At 63.7% G+C, this 24,113-nt stretch carries 27 protein-coding genes; 10 read left to right on the top strand and 17 right to left on the bottom strand.

Annotated features, from left to right (window positions below):
• Positions 1-15: 15 nt before the first annotated feature.
• The 15 genes from X265_RS06670 to urtA form a co-directional block, all read right to left on the bottom strand.
• A complete protein-coding gene (locus tag X265_RS06670; RefSeq protein WP_128964088.1) occupies positions 16-1,674 on the bottom strand; it encodes a CHASE domain-containing protein in 1,659 nt (552 codons plus the stop codon).
• Between the two features lie 294 nt (positions 1,675-1,968).
• Positions 1,969-2,592, bottom strand: coding sequence for an urease accessory protein UreG (ureG, locus tag X265_RS06665; protein WP_128964087.1), 624 nt, complete (start codon positions 2,590-2,592; stop codon positions 1,969-1,971).
• 48 nt (positions 2,593-2,640) lie between these two features.
• Positions 2,641-3,369 carry an urease accessory protein UreF gene (locus X265_RS06660; protein WP_128969160.1) on the bottom strand — a complete coding sequence of 243 codons (729 nt, stop codon included), beginning with the start codon at positions 3,367-3,369 and terminating at the stop codon, positions 2,641-2,643.
• Positions 3,350-3,985 carry an urease accessory protein UreE gene (ureE, locus tag X265_RS06655; protein ID WP_128964086.1) on the bottom strand — a complete coding sequence of 212 codons (636 nt, stop codon included), beginning with the start codon at positions 3,983-3,985 and terminating at the stop codon, positions 3,350-3,352. The genes X265_RS06660 and ureE overlap by 20 nt, the downstream gene beginning before the upstream one ends.
• 6 nt (positions 3,986-3,991) lie before the next feature.
• Entirely contained in the window at positions 3,992-4,291 is a 300-nt protein-coding gene (locus X265_RS06650; protein WP_128964085.1) for a putative quinol monooxygenase, read from the bottom strand.
• A 128-nt stretch (positions 4,292-4,419) separates the two neighbouring features.
• Positions 4,420-6,135: an urease subunit alpha gene (ureC, locus tag X265_RS06645; protein ID WP_128964084.1), complete on the bottom strand. Its 1,716-nt coding sequence runs from the start codon at positions 6,133-6,135 to the stop codon at positions 4,420-4,422.
• A 37-nt stretch (positions 6,136-6,172) separates the two neighbouring features.
• Positions 6,173-6,712, bottom strand: a complete 540-nt coding sequence (locus X265_RS06640; protein ID WP_128964083.1) for an HD domain-containing protein — start codon at positions 6,710-6,712, stop codon at positions 6,173-6,175.
• A gap of 57 nt (positions 6,713-6,769) precedes the next feature.
• Entirely contained in the window at positions 6,770-7,075 is a 306-nt protein-coding gene (locus X265_RS06635) for an urease subunit beta (RefSeq protein WP_128964082.1), read from the bottom strand.
• 10 nt (positions 7,076-7,085) lie between these two features.
• Positions 7,086-7,388, bottom strand: a complete 303-nt coding sequence (locus tag X265_RS06630; protein WP_128964081.1) for an urease subunit gamma — start codon at positions 7,386-7,388, stop codon at positions 7,086-7,088.
• Between the two features lie 24 nt (positions 7,389-7,412).
• Positions 7,413-8,243, bottom strand: a complete 831-nt coding sequence (locus X265_RS06625; RefSeq protein ID WP_128964080.1) for an urease accessory protein UreD — start codon at positions 8,241-8,243, stop codon at positions 7,413-7,415.
• Between the two features lie 35 nt (positions 8,244-8,278).
• Positions 8,279-8,974: an urea ABC transporter ATP-binding subunit UrtE gene (gene urtE / locus X265_RS06620; RefSeq protein WP_128964079.1), complete on the bottom strand. Its 696-nt coding sequence runs from the start codon at positions 8,972-8,974 to the stop codon at positions 8,279-8,281.
• A 3-nt stretch (positions 8,975-8,977) separates the two neighbouring features.
• Complete coding sequence (urtD, locus tag X265_RS06615; protein WP_128964078.1) at positions 8,978-9,739, bottom strand: urea ABC transporter ATP-binding protein UrtD; 762 nt, start codon at positions 9,737-9,739, stop codon at positions 8,978-8,980.
• The gene (urtC, locus tag X265_RS06610) at positions 9,736-10,914 is read right to left on the bottom strand and encodes an urea ABC transporter permease subunit UrtC (protein WP_128964077.1); all 1,179 of its coding nucleotides are present in this window, start codon (positions 10,912-10,914) and stop codon (positions 9,736-9,738) included. The genes urtD and urtC overlap by 4 nt, the downstream gene beginning before the upstream one ends.
• Positions 10,911-12,521, bottom strand: coding sequence for an urea ABC transporter permease subunit UrtB (gene urtB / locus X265_RS06605; RefSeq protein ID WP_128964076.1), 1,611 nt, complete (start codon positions 12,519-12,521; stop codon positions 10,911-10,913). Before urtB ends, urtC begins: the two co-directional genes overlap by 4 nt.
• A gap of 80 nt (positions 12,522-12,601) precedes the next feature.
• Positions 12,602-13,924, bottom strand: a complete 1,323-nt coding sequence (gene urtA / locus X265_RS06600; RefSeq protein ID WP_128964075.1) for an urea ABC transporter substrate-binding protein — start codon at positions 13,922-13,924, stop codon at positions 12,602-12,604.
• 519 nt (positions 13,925-14,443) lie between these two features.
• Between urtA and X265_RS06595 the strand changes: the two genes are divergently transcribed.
• The 3 genes from X265_RS06595 to X265_RS06585 all read left to right on the top strand — a co-directional run bounded on the left by X265_RS06595 (position 14,444) and on the right by X265_RS06585 (position 16,778).
• A complete protein-coding gene (locus tag X265_RS06595; protein ID WP_128964074.1) occupies positions 14,444-15,991 on the top strand; it encodes a DEAD/DEAH box helicase in 1,548 nt (515 codons plus the stop codon).
• Between the two features lie 23 nt (positions 15,992-16,014).
• Positions 16,015-16,302: a translation initiation factor IF-1 gene (infA, locus tag X265_RS06590; RefSeq protein ID WP_024340539.1), complete on the top strand. Its 288-nt coding sequence runs from the start codon at positions 16,015-16,017 to the stop codon at positions 16,300-16,302.
• A 263-nt stretch (positions 16,303-16,565) separates the two neighbouring features.
• A complete protein-coding gene (locus X265_RS06585; RefSeq protein ID WP_057759442.1) occupies positions 16,566-16,778 on the top strand; it encodes a cold-shock protein in 213 nt (70 codons plus the stop codon).
• A 131-nt stretch (positions 16,779-16,909) separates the two neighbouring features.
• Here X265_RS06585 and X265_RS06580 read toward each other — a convergent pair whose 3' ends face one another.
• Positions 16,910-17,407 (bottom strand): pilus assembly protein N-terminal domain-containing protein, encoded by a 498-nt coding sequence (locus tag X265_RS06580; protein WP_128964073.1) that lies wholly within the window; start codon positions 17,405-17,407, stop codon positions 16,910-16,912.
• A gap of 141 nt (positions 17,408-17,548) precedes the next feature.
• Positions 17,549-18,376, bottom strand: coding sequence for a sterol desaturase family protein (locus X265_RS06575; protein WP_092293397.1), 828 nt, complete (start codon positions 18,374-18,376; stop codon positions 17,549-17,551).
• 258 nt (positions 18,377-18,634) lie between these two features.
• Between X265_RS06575 and X265_RS06570 the strand changes: the two genes are divergently transcribed.
• The 7 genes from X265_RS06570 (at position 18,635) to X265_RS06545 (ending at position 24,097) form a co-directional block, all read left to right on the top strand.
• On the top strand, positions 18,635-18,799 hold the full coding sequence (locus X265_RS06570; RefSeq protein WP_128964072.1) for a Flp family type IVb pilin: 165 nt from the start codon (positions 18,635-18,637) through the stop codon (positions 18,797-18,799).
• 77 nt (positions 18,800-18,876) lie between these two features.
• Entirely contained in the window at positions 18,877-19,017 is a 141-nt protein-coding gene (locus tag X265_RS40330; protein ID WP_164938337.1) for a hypothetical protein, read from the top strand.
• A 123-nt stretch (positions 19,018-19,140) separates the two neighbouring features.
• A complete protein-coding gene (locus tag X265_RS06565) occupies positions 19,141-19,665 on the top strand; it encodes an A24 family peptidase (RefSeq protein ID WP_128964071.1) in 525 nt (174 codons plus the stop codon).
• A 127-nt stretch (positions 19,666-19,792) separates the two neighbouring features.
• Entirely contained in the window at positions 19,793-20,590 is a 798-nt protein-coding gene (gene cpaB / locus X265_RS06560) for a Flp pilus assembly protein CpaB (protein WP_164938449.1), read from the top strand.
• Positions 20,591-20,601: 11 nt separating this feature from the next.
• Complete coding sequence (locus X265_RS06555) at positions 20,602-22,077, top strand: type II and III secretion system protein family protein (RefSeq protein WP_164938448.1); 1,476 nt, start codon at positions 20,602-20,604, stop codon at positions 22,075-22,077.
• A gap of 20 nt (positions 22,078-22,097) precedes the next feature.
• On the top strand, positions 22,098-22,832 hold the full coding sequence (locus tag X265_RS06550) for a CpaD family pilus assembly protein (RefSeq protein ID WP_128964068.1): 735 nt from the start codon (positions 22,098-22,100) through the stop codon (positions 22,830-22,832).
• A complete protein-coding gene (locus X265_RS06545; protein WP_128964067.1) occupies positions 22,829-24,097 on the top strand; it encodes a CpaE/TadZ family protein in 1,269 nt (422 codons plus the stop codon). The genes X265_RS06550 and X265_RS06545 overlap by 4 nt, the downstream gene beginning before the upstream one ends.
• Positions 24,098-24,113 lie beyond the last annotated feature (16 nt).

The following is a 24,113-nucleotide window of genomic DNA, read 5'->3' as shown; positions in this document are numbered from 1 at the left end:
GCTCCGGCACGAGATCTACTTCGCAGGCCGCACCGGTGCCGAGATCTTGTCCGTACGGTCGCGCTCGGTCATATCAACGACCGTCTCCATCGGCGCCGTCAGCTCGTAGACATAGGACACGTCGGTGAAGTAGCGCTTGGCGGTGCCGCCAAGCGCTTCCGGAGCGACCCGGTCGAGCAGGATCAGACCGAAATCCGAATCCGGCCGGCGCGTCGCCTCGCTGGTGTTGAACTCCTCCCAACGGAAGTGGAAGATCTCGCCGCTTTCTTCGCCCGTCACCGTCCAGTTCGCGGTGATATGCGGATGCTTGCCGACCAGCGACAAGCCTTCGTCCGAATGCGACGCGAGTTCGAAGAACAGCAGCGACAGGCTCTGGGCGGCGCGCGCACTGACGGCGATGTCCGGGCCGCTGACGGCGATGCGATCGGCGTGCGGAATGGCACGCGCCTCGAACAGTCCCTTGAGCTTGACGCCCTGCCACTGACTCTCGCTGAGCAGCGAGACCACGTTGGACATGGCGTGGATGCGGCCGATCAGGAGCTCGCGCGCCACATCGATGTCCGACCCATGGCGCAGCGTGCGCGTCACGATCGACTGGATCACCGCGAGGATATTCTTCACGCGATGATTCAGCTCGTCGATCACCGCGGTCAGCCGCCGCTCGAAGCCGATCCGCACCTGGATCTCGCGGCTGAGTCTCAGATTGTTGTAGGCGACGTAGCCGAACAGGCCGCACACCATCGCGGTGATCGCAAAGCCGATGGCGGCGACAATGATCGCGGTCTGCTCGGCGCGACGCGCCGAATTGGACTTGGCGTAATAGCCGAGCTGCCAGTCCCGGCCGCCGAAGCTGATGGTGCGGGTCGCCGACGGCGACGGCCCCTCCGGCGACGTCATGCGGGTGGAGACGACGCCCTGATCGTTGGCAACGAGCTCGCTGCCTTCCTTGCGCGGGTCCTTCAGCGCGACAGAGAACAACGACAAATCGTCATTCGTCAGCATCAGCGAGGCCAGCTCGTAAGAAAACGTGACGAAGCCGGCCGGCTCGGTTGCACCTTCGGGAATGACGGGGGCCGCCACAATGACGCCGATCGAACCGTTGTCGCGCAGCAGCGGCACGGGGTCTGAGGCGATCGATCGCTTCTCGACCCTGGCGCGCGTCAGCATCGCGCTGCGAACGGGATCGTTATCGAAGCTACGACCGAGCAACCCCTTGGTCTCGTCGCTGCGCGGCTCGAGGTCCATCAGCACGTCGACCGGCTGGGTCAGGCTTGCCGGGTCGATCGGCTTGTCGCCGTAGTCGCGTATCTGCGGCTTCGGGAAGCCGGCGGTCGCGAGCGCGGTCTGTGCCGCGGCAAGTTCGCTCGGCTGCAGACGGGCAACCCAGCCGGCCACGACAAAATCGGTCTTGAAGGCGTAGATGGCCGAGCGCAGCGGCTCCAGCATGTTGGGCTTCAGCACCGAGGGCGCGCGGAACAGGCCTGACGCGACACGCGCCAACAGCTCGCGCTCAGTCGACCTGTCCTGGACCAGGCTCGCATGAACATCGATCGCGCGCGCCAGCGCGATCCGGTCCAACGCCAGCTCCTGGTCGTGAACGCGATACGCGGCCAGCCCGGAGAGCAAGGCTCCGAGCAGAGCGATGAAGCCGATGATGAAACCCAGCCGGACCACGGGACTACTCAACCGAAAGCGGGAGGTCGGCAATAAACGCGGAGCATATCAACGCCGCTCGAACGGCCATGTGCCGAAACAGGGTGGGGCCCCGTGAAAGAGATAATGACGGAGGAGGCATCTATACGCAACTTGGGTCGCCCAAAAAGCTTAATCTGCCCCCGATCGTCAAGCCGCGGCTTTGGTCCGGGCACCGGAGGTAGACAATCGCTACGTCCGAATTTAGTTCCGCTTGGCCGGCCTTGCCTCAGACGTTAACGTTAGAAAATGCCTGCGCCATGTCGCCGCGGCCCGTCAGCCCGCCCGTTTCAATCCACCTTTGGCCTCGATGAAGCCGACGATACGGTCGAGCCCTTCGCTCTTCTTCAGGTTGGTCATCACGAAGGGACGCTCGCCGCGCATGCGCTTGGCGTCGGTGTTCATCTTCTCGAGGGACGCCCCGACATGGGGCGCGAGATCGATCTTGTTGATGACCAGGAGGTCTGAGCGGGTGATGCCGGGACCGCCTTTGGACGGGATCTTGTCGCCGGCGGCCACATCGATGACATAGATCGTGAGGTCGGCGAGCTCCGGGGAAAAAGTGGCAGCGAGATTGTCACCACCGGATTCGATCAGCACGAGGTCGAGCTCGGGGAATTTCGCGCGCATATCCGCTACGGCGGCGAGGTTCATCGAAGCGTCCTCGCGGATCGCGGTGTGCGGGCAGCCGCCGGTCTCGACACCGGCGATGCGGTCCGGCGTCAGCGATCCCGATCGCACAAGGAACTCCGCATCCCATTTGGTGTAGATGTCATTGGTGATCGCGGCGATGTCGTAGCGCTCGCGCATGGTCTTGCAGAGCAGATCCATCAACGCGGTCTTGCCCGATCCGACCGGGCCACCGACGCCGACACGCAACGGGCCGTGAGAAGTTGTCATGTAATTGCTCTCTCTTGATGTCGTCCCGGCGACAGGATGGCCTCGTGCTCACGAGCGAAACAGCCGCGTATATTGCGTTTCGTGCCGCATACCGGCGAGATCGGCGCGAAAGGTCGCGCTGCCGAGATCGTCCAGCATCGCATTCAGCGCACGATTGGCGGTCGCGGCGACAGCAGCTTCCAGTTTCACCAGTACACGCTGGCTGTCGGTCTGGCCGAGCGGAATGAGGCGGCTCGCGGCCGAAATCCAGTTCGAGACCAGCGCATGCAGGAAGGCGTGCAGCGTCGGTGCCAGCGGTACGCCGTGCAGCGCGGCGACGACCCCGACGGCGACGGGATAGACCAATGGCGTGCGGCATGCCGCGACCATGGCATCCAAACCCTCGGCATCCCACGCGGCGCGGGAGATGTCGATGAAGGCACGGCCCTGCGAGGTCGTCTCGAGCTGCCGCTCGCGCGACGGCACAAAGGCGGCCGCGAGCTCTGCGATGTTATTCAAGGCGGCGTCTTCGCCGGCTTCAGCGGCGCGGTAGGCCTGGACCAGAAACGTCGCGTCGCAAAAGCCAGAGCCGTCACCGAGCATGGCATCGAGCCAGTCGGCGAGCGTCGCGATATCGGTGATATCTCCGGCTTCGACCGCCCATTCGATGCCGCTGGAATAGGAGAAGCCGCCGACGGGGAACGCCGGCGACAACCACGTCATCAGCCGGTACAGCGCCGCCGCCTCACGCTCGGCGAGGTCGCCCGCGCCGACAGGCTCATTTGTGATCATGAGCATGCTTGTGGCCGTGGTGATGGTCGGGATGGTCGCAATGATCGTCGTGATGGTGGTGATCGTGGCCATGGTCATGCGCGGCATGGTCATGGCCGTGGCCGTGGTCGTGATGATCATGGTGATGATGGCCATGACCGTGATGACCATGATCATGATGCGCATTATCGTCGTGCGCATGCGCATGGCCAGCGTCGGCATAGGCGCCCCCTTCGGGATCGAACGGTGCCTCGATCTCGACCACGCGCGCGCCGAGGCCCTTCACCATCGCCTCGATCACGTGGTCGCGGCGAATACGCAAGGCTTTGGCCATCAGCTGCGTCGGCAGATGGCGGTTGCCGAGATGCCAGGCAACGCGGATCAGGTGGTGCGGATCGCGACCACGAATCTCGAGCAGCGCCTCGGGCGCCGCGACCACCTCGACCAGCCTTCCGTCCTCCAGCACCAGCGCATCTCCGCCGCGCAGCGCGACGGCGTTCTCCAGGTCGAGCAGGAACTCGAGCCCCCGCGTCCCCGTCATCGCCATGCGGCGGCGGTGCCGATCGTCGAAGTCGAGCACGACCGTATCCGCCGGCGTTTCCGTGAAGCGGTGCTGTCCCCTAACCTGCGTCGCCCGGATCATGCGCTGTTACCTCGTCTCGACCTTCTCGGGCGTGATGATCTCGATCTTCGGCGGAGCGGTAAAGCACTTCACCGCGACTCGACCGAACGTTTTCATGTGTTCCTGGGCGCGATGCGGCACCAGCGCCTCGGCATTTTCCCACTGCTCGACGAACACCATCCTGGTGGGATCGGTGACGCTCTCGTGCAGATCATAGGCGATATTGCCGGGCTCTTTCCGCGTCTCCTTGATGCAGGCGACGGCGGCGGCAATGAACTCGGCGCGGGTTTCAGGCTTGATGGTCAAGGTAGCAACAACGTAGATCACGAGAAATCCTCCCGGCTTTTCTTCTGAAGGGTTCGATACCGGGCGGGACATTAGACCAGCCGGGATCGAACGCAAAACCGGAAAAGCCTCCCCGGATACCCGCCGGGGACATGCGTCCAGACGCTATTTCAGTACATGAAATATCGCTGCGCCATCGGCAGGACCTCGGCGGGCGGACAGGTCAGCAGCTCGCCGTCGGCGCGCACCTCATAGGTCTCAGGATCGACCTCGATGTCAGGCGTGGCGTCGTTGTGGATCATGCTCTTCTTCGAGATCTTGCTGCGGGTGTTCTGGACCGCATAGAGCTTCTTCTCGATACCGAGCTTTCGTGCGAGGCCGCCGGTGATCGCGGCCTTCGAGGTAAACACCACGGAGGACGCCGTACGCGCCTTGCCGAAGGCACCGAACATCGGCTGGTAGTGCACCGGCTGCGGCGTCGGGATCGAGGCGTTGGGATCGCCCATTGGGGCGGCGACGATCGAGCCGCCCTTGATGATGCAGTCCGGCTTGACGCCGAAGAAGGCCGGCGACCACAGCACGAGATCGGCGAGCTTGCCCTTCTCCACCGAGCCGATCAGCTTCGACACGCCATGCGCGATCGCCGGATTGATGGTGTACTTGGCGATGTAGCGCTTCACCCGGAAATTGTCGTTGTCCTTGCCCTTGTCCTGCGGCAGCGCCCCGCGCTGCTTCTTCATCTTGTCGGCGGTCTGCCAGGTCCGGATGATGACCTCGCCGAGGCGGCCCATGGCCTGCGAGTCCGACGACATCATCGAGAGCGCGCCGAGATCGTGCAGGATGTCCTCGGCCGCGATGGTCTCCTTGCGGATGCGGCTTTCCGCGAACGCCAGATCTTCCGCGATCGAAGGATCGAGGTGATGGCACACCATCAGCATGTCCAGATGCTCATCGATGGTATTGCGCGTGAACGGGCGTGTCGGATTGGTCGAGGACGGCAGCACATTCTTCAGGCCGGCGACCTTGATGATATCAGGAGCGTGACCGCCGCCGGCGCCCTCGGTATGGAAGGCATGGATGGTGCGACCTTTGAAGGCCTTGATCGTATCCTCGACGAATCCGGATTCGTTCAGCGTGTCGGAATGCAGCATGACCTGAACGTCGTAATCATCGGCGACCGACAGGCAGTTGTCGATCGCCGCCGGCGTCGTGCCCCAATCCTCATGCAGCTTCAGCGCGCAGGCGCCGGCCTTGACCATCTCGACCAGCGCGGCCGGGCGCGAGGCATTGCCCTTGCCGGAAATGCCGAGGTTCACCGGGAAGGCATCGAACGACTGGATCATCCGCGCGATGTGCCAGGGGCCGGGCGTGCAAGTGGTGGCGAAGGTGCCGTGCGAGGGACCGGTTCCGCCGCCCAGCATCGAGGTGACGCCGGACATCAGCGCGTGCTCGATCTGTTGCGGGCAGATGAAATGGATGTGGCTGTCGAAGCCACCGGCGGTGAGGATTTTTCCCTCGCCAGCGATCACGTCGGTGCCGGGGCCGACAATGATGGAGACGCCAGGCTGGATGTCGGGATTGCCGGCCTTGCCGATCGCCGAGATCATGCCGTCCTTGATCGCAATGTCGGCCTTCACGATGCCCCAGTGATCGACGATCAGCGCATTGGTGATGACGGTGTCGGCCGCGCCCTGCTTGTTGGTCACCTGCGACTGCCCCATGCCGTCGCGGATTACCTTGCCGCCGCCGAACTTCACCTCTTCGCCGTAGGTGGTGAAATCCTTCTCGACCTCGATGATGAGATCGGTGTCGGCGAGCCGCACCCTGTCGCCTGTGGTGGGGCCGAACATGTCGGCATAGACGGAACGCTTCATCTTCACGGACATCACAAGCCCCGTTTGTGTTGGAATATCGGATTAGCACTCACAGCGAGGTTCTCGCTCTCAGTACCATGTCGTCGAATGCCGTATCGAGCCATTGATTGCCGCCGCGGCAGCCGGCGACGACCTGCTCGGCCCAATCGACGTAATCGAGAAGATCGTCGCGCTCTTCGGTGGTTGGATCGGGATGAATCCGCGCCCCGATGTTGCTGACCTTGTCGGCGATCTTGATCAGCTTGGCGCCGGCGGATTTGTTTGGCGCATCGACCACCTGCCTGCTCCGCCGCTCGGCCTTCGACAGGCCCATATCATCGGTGCATTCGAGGACAAGAGCGGCGACGCGTTCAGAAAACTTCTGCGCCAGCTCCTCGGGCTCGGTGTCGGTATCCTCGACCGAATCGTGCAGCCAGCCGGCGGCAACGAGCTCGGCGTCGGCGCCGTCGGTCGCAGTCGCAAGCAGGTTAGCAACTTCGGCGAGATGGTTGATATAAGGCTCCTTGCCGCGCCCCTTGCGCGCCATGCCATTGTGACGGCGTGCGGCGAGCTCTGCGGCTTCGGAAACGAGGCGGACGGGTGACAGCATGGCAAACTCCTCCGTTTTCGCCTCAACGATGCCGCATCGCGCTCGTTCCTGCGCCGCTCACAGCTTCCCCATCACCTCGCCCCGGAAGCCGTAGATGGTCTTCTTCCCCGCCATGGCGACCAGCTGAACTTCCCGGGTCTGACCGGGCTCAAAGCGGACCGCAGTACCGGCGGCGATGTCGAGGCGCATGCCGCGAGCTTTCTTGCGATCGAATTTCAGCGCGGGGTTGGTTTCGAAGAAATGATAGTGCGAGCCGACCTGGATCGGGCGGTCGCCGGTGTTCGCCACCGTCAGCGTCACGGTCTTGCGACCGGCATTGAGTTCGATCTCGCCGTCCTGGATGAAGAGTTCGCCGGGGATCATGTCTATGTTCCTATCGGATCGGTTCATGCACGGTGACGAGCTTGGTGCCGTCAGGAAATGTCGCTTCGACCTGGATGTCGTGAATCATCTCGGGGATGCCAGGCATGACCTGCTCGCGGGTGAGCACCTGCGCGCCTGACTGCATCAGCTCGGCGACCGTGCGGCCGTCACGCGCGCCCTCGAGGATGAAGTCGGAGATGATCGCGATCGCCTCGGGATGGTTGAGCTTGACGCCGCGATCCAGTCTGCGGCGCGCCACGATGGCCGCCATCGAGATCAGAAGCTTGTCCTTTTCGCGGGGAGACAGGTTCATGCGAAATCTCTTCGGTTCAACAATTCAATTCAGCCAGAGCCGCGGCAAGGCCGCGCCGGTGCGCGCCAGCACGGTCATCATGTCGGAGCGCAAACGCGCCGCATCTTGGGCACAGAACCGCGCTATTGCAAAGCCATTCCAGGCGGATATCCCGACCTCGCCGGCGAAAGCTTCCGATGCCTCGCGGATGCGTTCGACCAAAGCTTCATCGCCGGGCACGATCAGCGCCGTGCCGATCGCGGCACCAGCCTTGGCGACGGCGGATCGGGCCAGCTTCGCGCCGATAGTGCCGTCGAGCCTGATGGTCTCGGCAAAGACCAGCCTGCCGCCACGGGACAGCCGCCAGCGGTCGACGAACTCCCCCTGCTCCATCCGCTCGCCCATGGCGGCGCGGCCGAACACGACGATTTCGCAAAGCATGAGCGAGGCGGCCTCGTCGAGCTCGATGTCGAAGCGGCGATGGACACGCGCACGATCGAACAGGATCGTCTCCTGCGGCAGCCAGCCGAGATGCGCGCCGGCGCCGACCTTCAAGGAAATATTGAGCTGCGCCGCGGCGCCCGGCGCGCGATAGATCTTTTCCGCGGCGGCCGTCGTCAGCGTCAAGCGCGCGGCCTCTGCGGCCGAGATCTCGATGTCGAAGCGATCACCGCCGGCAACGCCACCGGCCGTGTTGACGAACACGCCGGACAGGCCTTTGTCCTCCGGCGAGGGAAAGCGCACGCGCAGCGATCCGGATTCATGCAAGGCGCCGCGCCGCGTCACGCCGTCGCGGGCATGCACGTCGAAACGCACCACGCCCCTGGCGCGATTGGCTTCGAACACCGAAGATGCCGCCAAAGCATCGCTGCGCATCCGTCTCCCCTCGCCGGTTGCGGCAGGATTTCTTCCTACAGCGCCATCTGGCGGCTGATCTCGCTTGGGTCGAGATTGGATCGATCACAGGTGAACTTCACCGCGCCGCGATCCATCACCGCGAAACTGTCGCCGAGTTCGCAGGCAAAGTCGAGATATTGTTCGACCAGCACGATGGCGATGTTGCCGAGATTGCGCAAGTAGGAGATGGCCCGGCCAATGTCCTTGATGATCGAGGGCTGGATGCCCTCGGTCGGCTCGTCGAGCAGCAGTAATTTAGGCCGCATCACCAGCGCGCGACCGATCGCAAGCTGCTGCTGCTGACCGCCGGAGAGATCGCCGCCGCGACGGCCGAGCATGGATTGCAGCACCGGAAACAGCGAGAACACGTCGTCCGGGATGTTCCGGTCCTGGCGCTTGAGAGGACCGAAGCCGGTCTTGAGGTTCTCCTCGACCGTCAACAGCGGAAAGATCTCGCGGCCCTGCGGCACGAAGCCGATGCCCTTGCGCGCCCGTTCATACGGCTTGAGGCCGGTAATATCGGCGCCGTCGAACACGATTGCGCCCGAGGAGATTGGATATTGCCCGACCATGGCGCGCAGCAGCGAGGTCTTGCCGACGCCGTTACGCCCGAGCACGCATGTCACCTTGCCCGGCTCGGCCGCGATCGAAACGCCGCGCAGCGCCTGCGCAGCGCCGTAGAACAGGTTGATGTCCTTGACCTCAAGCATCGTTCAGCGTCCCAGATAGACTTCGATGACCCGCTCGTTGGACGAGACCTGGTCAATGGTTCCTTCCGCGAGCACCGCGCCTTCGTGCAGACACGTCACCTTGACACCGAGTTCGCGTACGAACGTCATGTCGTGCTCGACCACCATGACGGTGTGGGTCTTGTTGATCTCTTTGAGGAGCTCGGCGGTGAGATGGGTCTCGACGTCGGTCATGCCGGCCACGGGCTCGTCGACCAGCAGCAGCTTCGGGTCCTGCGCCAGCAGCATGCCGATCTCGAGCCACTGCTTCTGACCATGGCTGAGGCTGCCGGCGAGGCGGTTGCGGGCGTTGGTGAGGCGGATCGTCTCCAGCACCTTGTCGATGCGTTCCGACTCGGCCCTGCTGCCGCGCCAGAACAGTGTGCCCTTGACGCTGTGATCGACATTGAGCGCGAGCAACAGATTGTCCTGGACGGTCTGGCTCTCGAACACCGTCGGTTTCTGGAATTTGCGGCCGATGCCGAGCTCGGCGATGCGCGTCTCGTCGAGGCGCGTCAGGTCGGTGACGCCGTCGAACAGCACCGTGCCCTCGTCGGGCTTGGTCTTGCCGGTAATGATGTCCATCATCGTGGTCTTGCCGGCACCGTTGGGGCCGATGATGGCGCGCATCTCGCCGGGCTCGAGCGTCAGCGACAGATTGTTGATGGCGTGAAAGCCGTCGAACGAGACGTGCACGCCGTCGAGATAGAGCATCGCGGAGGTCGCGCGGGTGTCCATGACGTTCATGACCGCTCCTCTGCCATGTTGGCTTCGGTGACGCCGTCTTCGGCAGCCGCACTCGCAGCGGCTGAAGCAGAGCGCTTCTCTTTCGACTGATCGCGCCAGGCGTTGAAGGTGCCGACAATGCCCTTGGGCAGAAGGAGCGTCACCAGGATGAACAGCGCCCCCAGCATGAACAGCCAGTACGGCGCCAATACGCCCGAGGTGAAGAAGGTCTTGGCGTAGTTGACGACGATGGCGCCGAGCGCCGCGCCGACCAGCGTGCCACGGCCGCCGACCGCCACCCAGATCACCGCCTCGATCGAATTGCCCGGAGCGAATTCGGATGGGTTGATGATGCCGACCTGCGGCACATAGAGCGCGCCGGCAACACCGGCCATGCAGGCCGACAGCGTGAACACGAACAGCTTGTAGGATTCCACGCGGTAACCGAGGAAACGGCTGCGCGATTCCGCATCGCGGATCGCGATCAGCACCTTTCCCAGCTTGGAGGACACCACGGCGCGGCAGATCAGGAAGCTTCCGATCAGCGCCAGGCAGCTCAGCGCGAACAGTGCGGCGCGGGTGCCTTCGGCCTGGACATTGAAGCCCATGATATCCTTGAAATCGGTCAGGCCGTTGTTGCCGCCAAAGCCGAAATCGTTGCGGAAGAAGGCGAGCAGCAGCGCATAGGTCATCGCCTGGGTAATGATCGACAGATACACGCCGGTGACGCGGGAGCGGAAGGCGAGCCAGCCGAAGCAGAACGCGAGCAAGCCCGGCACGATCAACACCATCAGCGCCGCAAACCAGAACATGTCGAAGCCGTACCAGTACCAGGGCAGCTTCTGCCAGTTCAGAAACACCATGAAGTCGGGCAGGACAGGGTTGCCGTAGACGCCGCGGGTGCCGATCTGCCGCATCAGGTACATGCCCATCGCGTAACCACCGAGCGCGAAGAAGGCGCCGTGGCCGAGCGAGAGAATGCCGCAATAGCCCCAGATCAGGTCGATCGAGAGCGCAAGGATGGCGTAGCAGACATATTTGCCCCAGAGCGCGACCAGATAGGTCGGCACTTGCAGCACCGAGCCCGCCGGCAGCAGCAGGTTGGAGAGCGGGATCAGGATGCCGCAGGCGGCGACGATCATCAGGAAGATTGCCGCGCCGCGGTCGAGCGATCGCGTCAGCATGTGAGGGGTCATGCTTCCACCGCGCGGCCCTTGAGCGCGAACAGGCCGCGCGGGCGCTTTTGAATGAACAGGATGATCAGGACCAGGATGGCGATCTTGCCGAGCACCGCGCCGGCGACCGGCTCAAGGAACTTGTTGGCGATGCCGAGCGTGAAGGCGCCGACCAAAGTGCCCCAGAGATTGCCGACCCCACCAAACACCACGACCATGAAACTGTCGATGATGTAGCTCTGGCCGAGATTGGGGCTGACGTTGTCGATCTGGGACAGCGCCACGCCGGCGATGCCGGCGATGCCCGAGCCGAGCCCGAAGGTCAGCGCATCGACGCGCGAGGTGGCGATGCCCATCGAGGCCGCCATGCGGCGGTTCTGTGTCACCGCGCGCATCTCGAGGCCGAGCGCGGTGTAGCGCAGCATGGCGAGCAGGATCGCGAACACCGCAAGCGTGAAGCAGAGGATCCAGAGCCGGTTGTAGGTGATGGTGATCTGGCCGAGTTCGAAGGCGCCGCTCATCCAGGAGGGATTGCCGACCTCGCGGTTGGTCGGGCCGAACATGGTGCGCACCGCCTGCTGCAGCACCAGCGACAGACCCCAGGTCGCGAGCAGCGTCTCCAGCGGACGGCCGTAGAGGAAGCGGATGATGCTGCGCTCGATCAGCACGCCGATGCCGCCGGCGACGAGGAAGGCCAGAGGCACCGCGATCAGCAGCGAATAGTCGAACAAAGCGGGATAGCGGGTGCGGATCACCTCCTGCACCACGAAGGTGGTGTAGGCTCCGATCATCACCATCTCGCCATGGGCCATGTTGATGACGCCCATCACGCCGAAGGTGATGGCGAGCCCGATCGCCGCGAGCAGCAGCACCGAGCCGAGCGACAGGCCGTACCAGGCGTTCTGCACCGTGGACCAGATCGCGAGCGTGTTCTGGATCGAGCCGATCGCGCTGGTCGCGGCCTTGGCGACGGAGGCCGGCTGATCGGTCCCGATGTCGGACAGCAGCGCCAGCGCTTCCTGGTCGCCACGCGCCCTGATGGTGGCGACGGCCTCGAGCTTCTGCACTTCGGTGGCATCGGACTTGAACAGCAGGATCGCCGCGCGCGCTTCGCCGAGCGCGGTCTTGACGGATCGGTTGGTCTCCTTGGCGAGCGCGCTTTCGACGGGCTCGAGCGCGGTCTCTTCGTGCGACTTGAAGACCGACTGCGCGGCCTGGAGCCGCGCGCCGAGATCCGGCGACTGAAGCGTCAGGCTGCCGAGCGCAGCATCGACGCTACGGCGCAGGCGATTGTTGAGGCGAACGGCGCTGGCGCTGTCGGGCACGCTGGCAACCGGCTCACCGGTCGCGGCATCGATCGACTTGCCGTCGGTGCCGGTGACGTAAACCTTCTTGCTATCGGGATCGGCCATGAGGCGGCCGTCCTGGAGCGCGCTGATGATCGGAAAGGCGAGCTTGTTGCCGCTGCTGGCGACCGCGCCGATCGCCTCATCCGTCTCGGAAAAATCGTCGTTGGCGAATTTGGCGACCGCATCCTCGAACGGACCGGCAAGGGCCGGCAGCGCCAACGCGATCAGGAATAGCGAGAGAACAAACGTCGAAAGACGAGCAGTCAGTTTGGTTGGCACTGGATCACCCCGGCAGAAGTGGGGAGAAGGCGGCGGAATCGCCGTCTTCTCCCAGCGTGCAGTCGAATGTCAGATCCGGATCAGGAACCGGAGCCGAGGCACTTGTTGGTCTTGGTGTTGAAGTTGCCGCACTTCTTGCCGACCCAATCGCCGATCAGGTCCTTGGAGCCGTCGAGCTCCTTCGACCAGGCGTCGCCGGGGACGAGGCTCGGGGTCTTCCAGACAACATCGAACTGGCCGTTGCCCTTGATCTCGCCGATGAACACCGGCTTGGTGATGTGGTGGTTCGGAAGCATCTTGGCGACGCCACCGGTGAGGTTCGGCGTTTCGATGCCGGGAAGCGCATCGATCACCTTGTCCGGATCGGTCGACTTCACCTTCTCGACCGCCTTCACCCACATGTTGAAGCCGATCACGTGGGCTTCCATCGGATCGTTGGTCGTACGCTTCGGGTTCTTGGTGTAGGCCTGCCAATCCTTGATGAACTTCTCGTTCGCCGGGGTCTTGATCGACTCGAAATAGTTCCAGGCCGCGAGATGGCCGACCAGCGGCTTGGTGTCGATGCCGGCGAGCTCTTCCTCACCCACCGAGAACGCGACGACCGGGATGTCCTTGGCCTTGATGCCCTGGTTGCCGAGCTCCTTGTAGAACGGAACGTTGGCGTCGCCGTTGATGGTCGAGACCACCGCCGTCTTCTTGCCGGCCGAGCCGAACTTCTTGATGTCGGCCACGATCGTCTGCCAGTCGGAGTGACCGAACGGCGTGTAGTTGATCATGATGTCTTCCTGGGCGACACCCTTCGACTTCAGATAGGCTTCCAGGATCTTGTTGGTGGTGCGGGGATAGACGTAGTCGGTGCCGGCGAGCACCCAGCGCTTCACCTTCTCTTCCTTCATCAGATAGTCGACGGCGGGGATCGCCTGCTGGTTCGGCGCAGCGCCGGTGTAGAACACGTTGCGCTCGGATTCTTCACCCTCGTACTGCACGGGGTAGAACAGGATGTTGTTGAGCTCCTTGAACACCGGCAGCACCGACTTGCGCGAGACCGAAGTCCAGCAGCCGAACACGACGGCGACCTTGTCCTTGGTGATCAACTCGCGCGCCTTCTCGGCGAACAACGGCCAGTTCGAGGCGGGATCGACGACGACGGCTTCGAGCTTCTTGCCGAGCACGCCGCCCTTCTTGTTCTGCTCGTCGATCAGGAAGAGGATGGTGTCCTTCAGCGTGGTTTCGCTGATGGCCATGGTGCCCGAGAGCGAGTGCAGGACGCCCACCTTGATGGTGTCGTCCGCGGCCTTTGCGCCGGAAATGGACGCCAGACCGAGCATCAGTCCAGCTGTCGCGGCGAGCACGCCGCGGCGGCTCAATGACGCCGCTATATCGTGAATGGATTTGGTAGGCATGGATGTATCATCTCCCTGACGCAGACGTGAAAAAACGCTGCGAAACGGCCCCACGGCCGCCTGCGATTAACGGAATCGCAAGAACCATGCCATGGACGAAGCACCCAACAAGCCATTGATTAATTTGGATAAAATAACCTCGTCCGAACTGTGGGCACCGCTTAACCGCTCAAAACTTGAGCAAAAAAATTGTATGCTTATGTAGCAATCAGTCTAATTAATAAGCAGATTGACATTATTGGCTAAAATTCCGGCATAACTATTTTTGCACCACCAGCGGTATCCGGTGATCACCCGCCTTGAAAGCGCCCCGTCAATGTTCCATATGACTGGGGAGATCGCTTGCGAATCGAGCGGTCGTAGCGAGCCGCGTGTTCTTAAGCCCCTACGGGCCTCTGGCTTGCCCCATCTCATCCAAGCCATCCGACACCCCAAACACGCAGGTGTCCTCTCGACACCCTTGCGCGCGCCACGCTGATTGCGTCGGCCGACCGCATTCGACATGGAAAGATCCATCTTTTGACTTCGTTTCAGGACTTCGGCCTCGCCGAACCCATCGCACGTGCTCTCGCCGAAGAGAATTACGTCACCCCCACCCCCATCCAGGCCCAGACGATCCCCACCGCGCTGACCGGCCGCGATGTCGTCGGCATCGCCCAGACCGGCACCGGCAAGACCGCGTCCTTCGCGCTGCCGATCCTGCACCGCCTGCTCGAGAACCGCGTCAAACCGCAACCCAAGACGGCGCGCGTCCTGGTGCTGTCGCCCACCCGCGAACTTTCGGGGCAGATCCTCGACAGCTTCAACGCCTATGGCCGCCACATCCGCCTGTCCTCGACGCTCGCCATCGGCGGCGTGCCTATGGGCCGCCAAGTGCGCGCCCTGATGCAGGGCGTCGAGGTGCTGGTCGCCACCCCTGGCCGCCTGCTCGACCTCGTGCAGAGCAATGGGCTGAAGCTCGGCAGCGTCGAATTCCTCGTGCTCGACGAGGCCGACCGCATGCTCGACATGGGCTTCATCAACGACATCCGCAAAATCGTCGCGAAACTCCCGATCAAGCGGCAGACGCTGTTCTTCTCCGCCACCATGCCGAAGGACATCGCCGAGCTCGCCGATTCCATGCTGCGCGATCCGGCCCGCGTCGCGGTGACCCCGGTGTCCTCGACCGCGGAGCGTATCAACCAGCGCATCGTCCAGGTGGACTTCTCGGCCAAGCCCGCCTTCCTGACCAAGCTCCTGAAGGACGAGCCGATCAACCGCGCGCTGGTTTTCACCCGCACCAAGCACGGCGCCGACAAGGTGGTGAAGACGCTCGAACGGGCCGGCATTGCCGCCAGCGCCATTCACGGCAACAAGTCGCAGAACCATCGCGAACGGACACTGGCGCAGTTCCGCTCCGGCGAGATCCGCACCCTGGTCGCCACCGACATCGCCGCCCGCGGCATCGACGTCGACGGCATCACTCACGTCATCAATTTCGACCTGCCCAACGTGCCCGAGACCTATGTGCACCGCATCGGCCGCACCGCGCGCGCCGGTGCCGACGGCACCGCGATCTCACTGGTCGCCGGCGGCGAGGAGCTCAGCTATCTCCGCGATATCGAGCGGCTGATCCGGGTGGTGCTGCCGCGCGAGGATCTGCGCACCGATGCCGGCCGCCGCGATACGGGCGCGCCCGCGCCGCAGCAGCGGCAGGGCCGGCCGGGCGGCCGCCCGGGCCAGCGTCCGCAAGGCGCACGCCATGGCGATGGACGGCGTGGTGAGGAACGGCACGGCGACGGACGTCACCACAGCTCCAGCAAGCCCAGCGACGGACGGCCCGGTGAGGGCCGCCATGGCGAGGGGCGCCCGGGCGACAGCAGGCATGTCGACGGAAGGGCCGGCAACGGCTCGAAGGGATCTCGCCGCCGCCGCTCCGGTGGAAAGATGCATTCCCCGCCAAACGACCGCTCGGAACAGCGTTCCGCGCATAGCGCCGGAGCCCCTAATGGGATACAAGGCGTGGCCTTTTTGCGCCGGGAGAGTCGGCCGAACGGCCACCCGAACCGCAAACCCCATTCGCACTAGCCGTCCACGACCTGGAGAAATTCATGGCTAAGGAAGAGCTGATCCAGTTCGAAGGACTGGTCACCGAAATCCTCCCCGACGCGCGCTACCGCGTGCAGCTCGACGCGGGGCACGAGATCGTCGCCTACACCGCCGGCAAGATGAAGAAGAACCGCATCAAGACGCTGGCGGGTGACCGCGTCACGGTGGAAATGTCGCCCTACGACCTTGAAAAGGGCCGGCTGATTTTCCGCCACAAGGACGAACGTCCCAGCACGGCGGGTGGTCCGCCGCGTCCCGGACAGCGCGGCGGCCAGTTCCGTCGCCGTTAACGGCCCCGCGCGCCAGCGCGGCACAAAATTGCTGTCCTGTCTGCTGATCCGCCGTGGCATCACGGCGGATCAAAAAATCGTGCACGTCAGGATTGTTTTGGTGCCTTAATTCCAATAAAATCAATCAATCGATTTTCGGCCGGACGACATTAGCATCCACCGGTACAGCCGGTTCAGACACGCTGACGACCCTTCCAAAATTCGATCTAACCGGCCTGCGCAAGCGGGCTCTTACATTGTGTATCTGAGAAGGGACTACCCCCGTGAGCATGGGAACCGTGAAGTGGTTTAACGCGACCAAGGGCTATGGCTTCATCCAGCCCGACGACGGCGGCAAGGACGTGTTCGTTCACATCAGCGCCGTCGAGCGCGCCGGCCTCGGCTCGCTGCGCGAAGGCCAGAAGGTCTCTTACGAGATCGTGGCCGACCGCCGGTCCGGCAAGTCGGCTGCCGACAACCTCCGCGACGCGGGCTGATATCCACCGCGCGCCTTAAGAGGCCGCACACGGATCAGCGCGAGCGCACTGACAGCGGAAAAGGCCGTGCGCGATGCACGGCCTTTTTCATGTCTGGAGAGCGGACCCGCTCAGGAGGTCGTGCAGCCTCGCTAGTTGGCCTTTGGGGCCGAGCTCGCACTGCCGCTAGCGTTGTTGCTCAGCGCACCCGCCTGACCCATCGTGGTATTGAAGAAGTTGTCGCTGTCGCCAAGCGTGACGCGGCGCTGGCAGACCGGCATGCAGCTATAGGACTCCCGCTCGACACCGCGATAGACGGTGACGAGACGGTCGCTCGGGCCCTCGACCTGGATCTGTCGATCAACCAGGATCTCACCGCCGCGATCGAGCGCTATGAAGTTGGTGGCGCCATAGCCCTTGCCAGTCACGACGATCATCCCGCCTGGCTGAAGCGTGACGTCGGCGATCAGAGGATTGCCGACCACGATCGTAGCCACCTTGCCGGGCAGCCGCACCAGCTTGGCTTGGTCGACATTGACGGCGATGGTATCGACGGTGGGCTCAGCAAGACCAATGGCCGGCGAGGCCAGCACAGCGGCCGCGGCCAGGAGACAGATGCGCGCATGACGGCGCAGGAACTCTTTACGCATACTCTTACCCCGGGACGTCACAAACCGGCATGATCGATCAGGAAGCGGAGCCGGCGCCCGACCCGGTTAACCTGCCTGTAATTCGTGAACGTTCCGCAAATTCGGCAACTATTGTTTGAACGGTTTTTGTCGGCCCGGCGGCTAGTGTCGGAACGGATAGGCTAGCTGACCGGGGAATTCCTTCGGCATGGTCGCTTCATCCTTGCCGTAGCCCTGCGGCAGTTCGCCGTTCGGCATGCGATAGGTCCCGAACAGCACATCCCAGATCGGAAAGGTGCCGGCAAAATTGGTATCACCGCCTTCTTCGAGAGGCGTGTGATGCCAGCGGTGGAATACCGGCGTCGCCAGCACATATCGGAACGGACCGAAAGTCCAGTTCAGATTGGCGTGCACGAAGGCCGAGTGGAAGGTCGTGAACGGACCGACCCAAATCATCACGTTCGGCGAAATGCCGGCCATCAGCAGCACGACGTCCACACCGATGGTGCCGAGCATCAGATTGACCGGATGGAAGCGGGCCGCCGAAATCCAGCTGATCTCCTCCGAAGAGTGATGGACCGCGTGGTATTTCCAGAACCCGCCGCCATGAAACAGCCGGTGCAGCCAGTAGAGCATGAAATCGGACGCAACCAGGAACAGCACGCCCTGCAGCCAGAGCGGTAGTTGCGACAGCGGGCCGTGGCCATTGTCGTAGAAGGCGATCAGCTCGTCGGCATCGTGAATATTGAAGACGATGCCGGCCGTGACGATCAACAGGCCGATCCGCATGGTGCGGGCAAACACCGGAACGAAGAACCAGTAGCAGATGTCGGTCACGATCTCGCGCTTGCGCCACCACGACGGTCCGGGATTGCAGGCCCAGAAATGCTCGAGCACGGTGAACACCAGCGCGAGCACGAGCGTGACAGGGATGACCTTCTCGATGGTCTCGCCCAGCATCAGGGCGACTTGCATGGGCAGGCTCGACATCATCGCTTGTTTTCCGGGCTGCTGATCCGACCTACGCCTACTCCGCGAGATTTAAGGGACGGTGAAGTTGGCGGCGCGTTTCCGAACTGGAACGAATTGCAGGGCCGCCTTAAGGCGAAATTCACTTTGGCCAAAAGCATCACGCCGGCCGCGGGTTTGACTGGTCGAATTAACCCCGCCGAAAGAGCTCGGCTCACATGGTCGTCCCGTCAAGACAGCGCCGAACGTGGCGACCTCACCCAGATGGAGTTTAGTTTCATGAAGCACCTGATTGCGCGTTTCGCCAAGGATGAATCCGGCGCCACCGCCATCGAATACGGCCTGATCGCCGCCGGCATCGCGCTGGCGATCATCACCGTCGTCAACCAGCTCGGCACCACGCTGAACGCCAAGTTCACCTCGATCAGCTCCTCGCTGAAGTAAGCCGACCGACGAACGACGGCAAATGCCCCGGACCTCCGGGGCCTTTGTTTTTCTGCAGTGTGCGAGTTCCAGTGGCGTTGCGTAAGCACAGAACCGATGCCGCGATTGCGGCGAACGAGGCGGATACGGCACGCATCGACGCGCCGGCCTATTGGGTCTGCCTGGCGCTGCTGCTCGCCATGGGCACGCTCGCAATCCGTATCGCCAGCATGTGGTGACGCGACCGCGCCGGGCTGCCGATTCCGAACTCCTCGCAGCCGTTGTCGGTTTGTTTAGCACTGCGCGCTAGCATGCGCCGACGCCCCGATCCGGCAACCGACCCAGGCCTCAAGACGCAGCCCATGATCCTTGACCTTGCGCGCCTTCTGCTCTTCCCGGCCCTGATGGCGTTTGCAGCCGCCAGCGATCTCTTCACCATGACGATCTCGAACCGCGTGTCGATGGCGCTGGTCGCAGGTTTCTTCGTGCTTGCTCTCGCCGGTGGCATGGCACCTTACGAGGTGCTGAGCCATGTCGGCGCCGGCGCGTTGCTCCTCGTCGTGGCCTTTACCTGCTTTGCGATGGGCTGGATGGGAGGTGGCGACGCCAAGGTCGCAGCTTCGGTGGCGCTCTGGTTCGGCTTCGCTCAATTGATGGACTTCCTGCTGTACGCCTCGCTGTTCGGCGGAGCGCTGACGCTGCTTCTACTCCAATTTCGGCAATGGCCGCTGCCTTACGGGCTCGCCGGTCAGGCCTGGCTGGCGCGGCTGCACGCCAAGGAGAGCGGCATTCCCTACGGCATCGCGCTCGCGCTTGGCGCATTGATGATCTATCCCGAGACCGAATGGGTGAAGGCGATCGATCTCGCTCACCTCGCACTGCGCTGAACGCTCCGGATAAACCCGGCGTTAAGGCGATTTAGATACGCCTCATTAACCATGCTTTGACGAATAGCTGGTCAACTGCCGATTACGGCGGCGGCAGCGTCGCGGCGTTCTGTGGAAAGTGAAGCGTATGAATCGGGCACGCATAGTCGTCCTGGCGGTCGCCATCTGCGCCGGCGGTATCGCCGCGTATCTGGCGAGCAGCACGGACTCTGCGCCGCCTCCAGCGGCTCCGGTCGCGCAGCTTCCCACCACCGACGTTCTGGTCGCCAAGAACGACATCGGTCTCGGCCAGACCGTCAAGCCCGAAGACGTACAATGGCAGACCTGGCCGACCGCGACGGCCAGCGCTACCTTCATCCGCCGCAGTGAGCGCCCTGACGGCGCCACCCAGGTCGTCGGCTCGATCGCGCGCGCCCCATTCATCCAGGGCGAGCCGATCCGCGACCAGAAGCTGGTCAAGGCCGACGGCTCCGGCTTCATGGCCGCGATCCTGCCGAGCGGCATGCGTGCCATCTCGACCGAAATCTCTCCGGAGACCGGTGCCGGCGGCTTCATCCTTCCCAACGATCGCGTCGACGTGTTGCTCACCCGCCGCCTCAAGAATCCGGACCAGAGCAGCGGCGCGCCGGACGTCGTGACGTCCGAAATCATCCTGACCAATGTCCGCGTCCTCGCCATCGACCAGGCGCCGAAGGAGAAGGACGGCCAGAATGCGGTGATCGGCAAGACCGTGACCCTGGAACTCAATCCGGCGCAGACCCAGGCGCTTTCCTCCGCCCGCCAGGCTGGAACGCTATCGCTGGCGCTGCGCAGCATTGCCGACGTCAAGGCGACCGAGATCACGCTCGACGAATCCGCACAGAAGCGCGACGGCGTCTCGATCATTCGATACGGCATCCCGAGCTCGACCTCGAAAGCACGATGAGGACAGTCGATATGAAATGCAGGGCAGATCTGGCAACGATGCGGACCTCGATCGTTCGCGCCCTGTCGTTCTCGGCCGCTCTCGCGCTGACGCTCAATCCCGCGCTGACGCCCGTGATCGCGGCAGACTACCGTCCCGCGGCACCGGTTGGGGCCGACGGCCAGATGAACGCGCGCTTCCTCTCGCTCGGCGTTGGCAAGTCGATCGTGATCGACCTGCCGCGCGACATCAAGGACGTGCTGGTCGCCGATCCCAAGATCGCCAATGCCGTAGTGCGCTCGGCGCAGCGCGCCTACATCATCGGCGCCACGGTCGGCCAGACCAACATCGTGTTCTTCGATTCCGCCGGCCAGCAGATCGCGGCCTACGACATCGCGGTCAAGCGCGATCTCAACGGCGTGCGCGCTGCGCTCAAGCAGATCCTGCCGAATTCCGACATCCAGATCGACGGTCTCGGCGAGGGAGTCGTCCTGACCGGCACGGCCGCCAACCCGCTGGAAGCGCAGCAGGCCAACGATCTCGCCGCGCGCCTCGTCGGCGGCGTCGACAAGGTGGTGAACTCGATCGTGGTCCGCGGCCGCGACCAGGTGATGCTGAAAGTGACGGTGGCCGAGGTCCAGCGCAACATCGTCAAGCAGCTCGGCATCGATCTGTCCGCGAACCTGAACTACGGCACCTCCGTGGTGAGCTTCACCAACACCAACCCGTTCACGGCGCTCGGCCACAATCTCGTCGATGGCAACAATCTGACGACGAAATTCGGCGGGGGCCCCTCGGTCCAGGCCACCTTGCGCGCAATGGAAACCGCGGGCGTGATCCGTACGCTGGCCGAGCCGAACCTGACCGCGATCTCCGGCGAATCGGCGACCTTCATTGCCGGCGGCGAATTTCCGGTGCCGGCAGGCTATGCGTGCGATCCCACCACGCATGTCTGTACCACCCAGATCAGCTTCAAGAAGTTCGGCATCTCGCTCAACTTCACACCCGTGGTTCTGACCGAAGGCAAGATCAGCCTCCGGGTGATGACCGAGGTCTCGGAACTGTCGAACGAAAATTCGATCACACTGTCCCAGGCCGTGACCTCGACGTCGGTGAACTCGGTGACGGTGCCTTCGATCCGGACCCGCCGCGCCGAGACCTCGCTGGAAATTCCTTCCGGTGGCGCGATGGCGATGGCCGGCCTGATCCAGCAGCAGACCAAGCAGGCGGTGAGCGGATTGCCGGGCCTGATGCAGCTGCCGATCCTCGGCACGCTCTTCCGCAGCCGCGACTTCGTCAACAACGCGACCGAGCTGGTCGTGATCGTGACGCCCTACGTCGTTCGCGCTACGGCGCCAAAGGACCTGTCGCGCCCGGATGACGGCTTCGCGGCGCCCGCGGATCCGCAGGCCGAACTGATCGGCAACATCAACCGCATCTACGGCGTGCCCGGCAAGACCGAGCCGGCGCGCAACTATCGCGGTACCTACGGCTTCATCACCGACTGAGGCGGAACGGGGACTTCACGATGACCATAAGACCACCCCAGCTTCGCAAGCGCGCCATCGCCCTCGGCAGCGCGCTGGTCGGCATCGCGCTCGCGCTCGGCGGCTGCCAGCATGACGAAGTGACTACGGCCTCCATTCCCGACGACTACAAGCAGCGTCATCCGATCGCGATCGAGGAGCAGAACCGCTCGATCGTGGTCTTTGTCGGTCACGCCCGCGGCGGCTTGACCGCCGCTCAGCGCGCCGACGTGATGGGCCTGGCCTCGACCTGGCTGCACGAGGGCACCGGTGCCATCCACATCGACGTGCCGACGGGGATGCCCAACGCCCGTCCGGTGGCGGAATCCATGCACGAGATCCAGGCGATGTTGGCGGCCGCGGGCGTGCCGCCGCGCGGCGTCATCGCTCGCCCCTATCGGCCCGAGGACAAGCGCTTCCTGCCGCCGATCCGGCTGACCTATTCGAAGATCGCCGCGGTCGCGGGTCCGTGCGGCCTGTGGCCGGAGGACATCGGCCCCTCGATGAAGAACAAGAGTTGGTTCGAGAACAAGGACTATTACAATTTCGGCTGCGCCTACCAGCGCAACCTCGCGGCGATGGTCGACAATCCCACCGACCTCGAACAGCCGCGACCTGAAACACCGGCCTACACGGTGCGGCGTACCGCCGCCTTCGAGAAATATCGCAAGGGTAATCCGACGGCGGTCTCTTATCCCGAGGCCGAAAGGGCCAAACTCAGCGACACCGGCAAATGATCAGCTACGCGCGCCAGACACAAGAACAGCAGCCGGAAGCCCCTCCGCCGCCGGTCGAGGAGCATATTGCGCCCGCGCCGCGCGTTTCGGTCCAGGCCTTCTGCGAAACCGTGGAGACCGCCGCCGCCGTGCAATCGGCCGGCGAGGATCGCCGCCTCGGCAAGGCCCATCTGAAGATCCAGATGGGCGGCATGGCGGCTGCGATCGAAGCCTATCGCTCGGCGCCCACGCCGAACGTGATCGTGCTCGAGAGCGACGGCCGCAGCGACCTGCTGACCGGGCTCGACCAGCTCGCCACCGTCTGCGACGCCGGCACCCGCGTGGTCGTGATCGGCCGCATCAACGACGTCATGCTCTACCGTGAGTTGGTGCGTCGCGGCGTCAGCGACTACGTGCTCGCACCGGTCGGTGCCATCGATGTGGTGCGCTCGATCTGCAACCTGTTCTCGGCTCCCGAAGCCAAGGCGGTCGGCCGCATCATCGCCGTAGTTGGAGCCAAGGGCGGCGTCGGCGCCTCCACCATCTCACACAACGTCGCCTGGGCGATTGCGCGGGACCTCGCGATGGACGCCGTGGTCGCCGACCTCGACCTGGCGTTCGGCACCGCCGGGCTCGACTACAATCAGGACCCGCCGCAGGGCATCGCAGACGCCGTATTCTCGCCCGACCGCGTCGACACCGCCTTCATCGACCGCCTGTTGTCGAAATGCACGGACCATCTGAGCCTGCTGGCGGCACCGGCGACGCTCGACCGGGTCTATGATTTCGGCACCGACGCCTTCGATGCGGTATTCGACACGCTGCGTGCGACCATGCCCTGCATCGTGCTCGACATCCCGCATCAATGGTCGGGCTGGACCAAGCGCGCTCTGATTGGCGCCGACGACATTTTGATCGTGGCGGCACCCGACCTCGCCAATCTGCGCAACACCAAAAACCTGTTCGATCTGCTCAAGGCCGCGCGCCCCAACGACCGCCCGCCACTATACTGCCTGAACCAGGTCGGCATCCCCAAGCGGCCGGAGATCGCCGCCAGCGAATTCGCCAAGGCGATCGAGAGCCAGCCAGTGGTTTCGATCCCGTTCGAGCCGCAGATCTTCGGCGCTGCCGCCAACAACGGCCAGATGATCGCGGAGATCTCCGCGAACCACAAGTCGATCGAGATGTTCCTCCAGATCGCCCAGCGCCTGACCGGCCGCAGCGAGACGAAGAAACAAAAGTCGTCCCTGCTTTCACCGCTGATTGAGAAGTTGCGGGGAAAATAAGCCGCCGCATGGAGTT

Source organism: Bradyrhizobium guangdongense, from assembly GCF_004114975.1.
GTDB classification, from domain to species: domain Bacteria; phylum Pseudomonadota; class Alphaproteobacteria; order Rhizobiales; family Xanthobacteraceae; genus Bradyrhizobium; species Bradyrhizobium guangdongense.
This window is presented reverse-complemented; position numbering and strand designations above follow the sequence as displayed.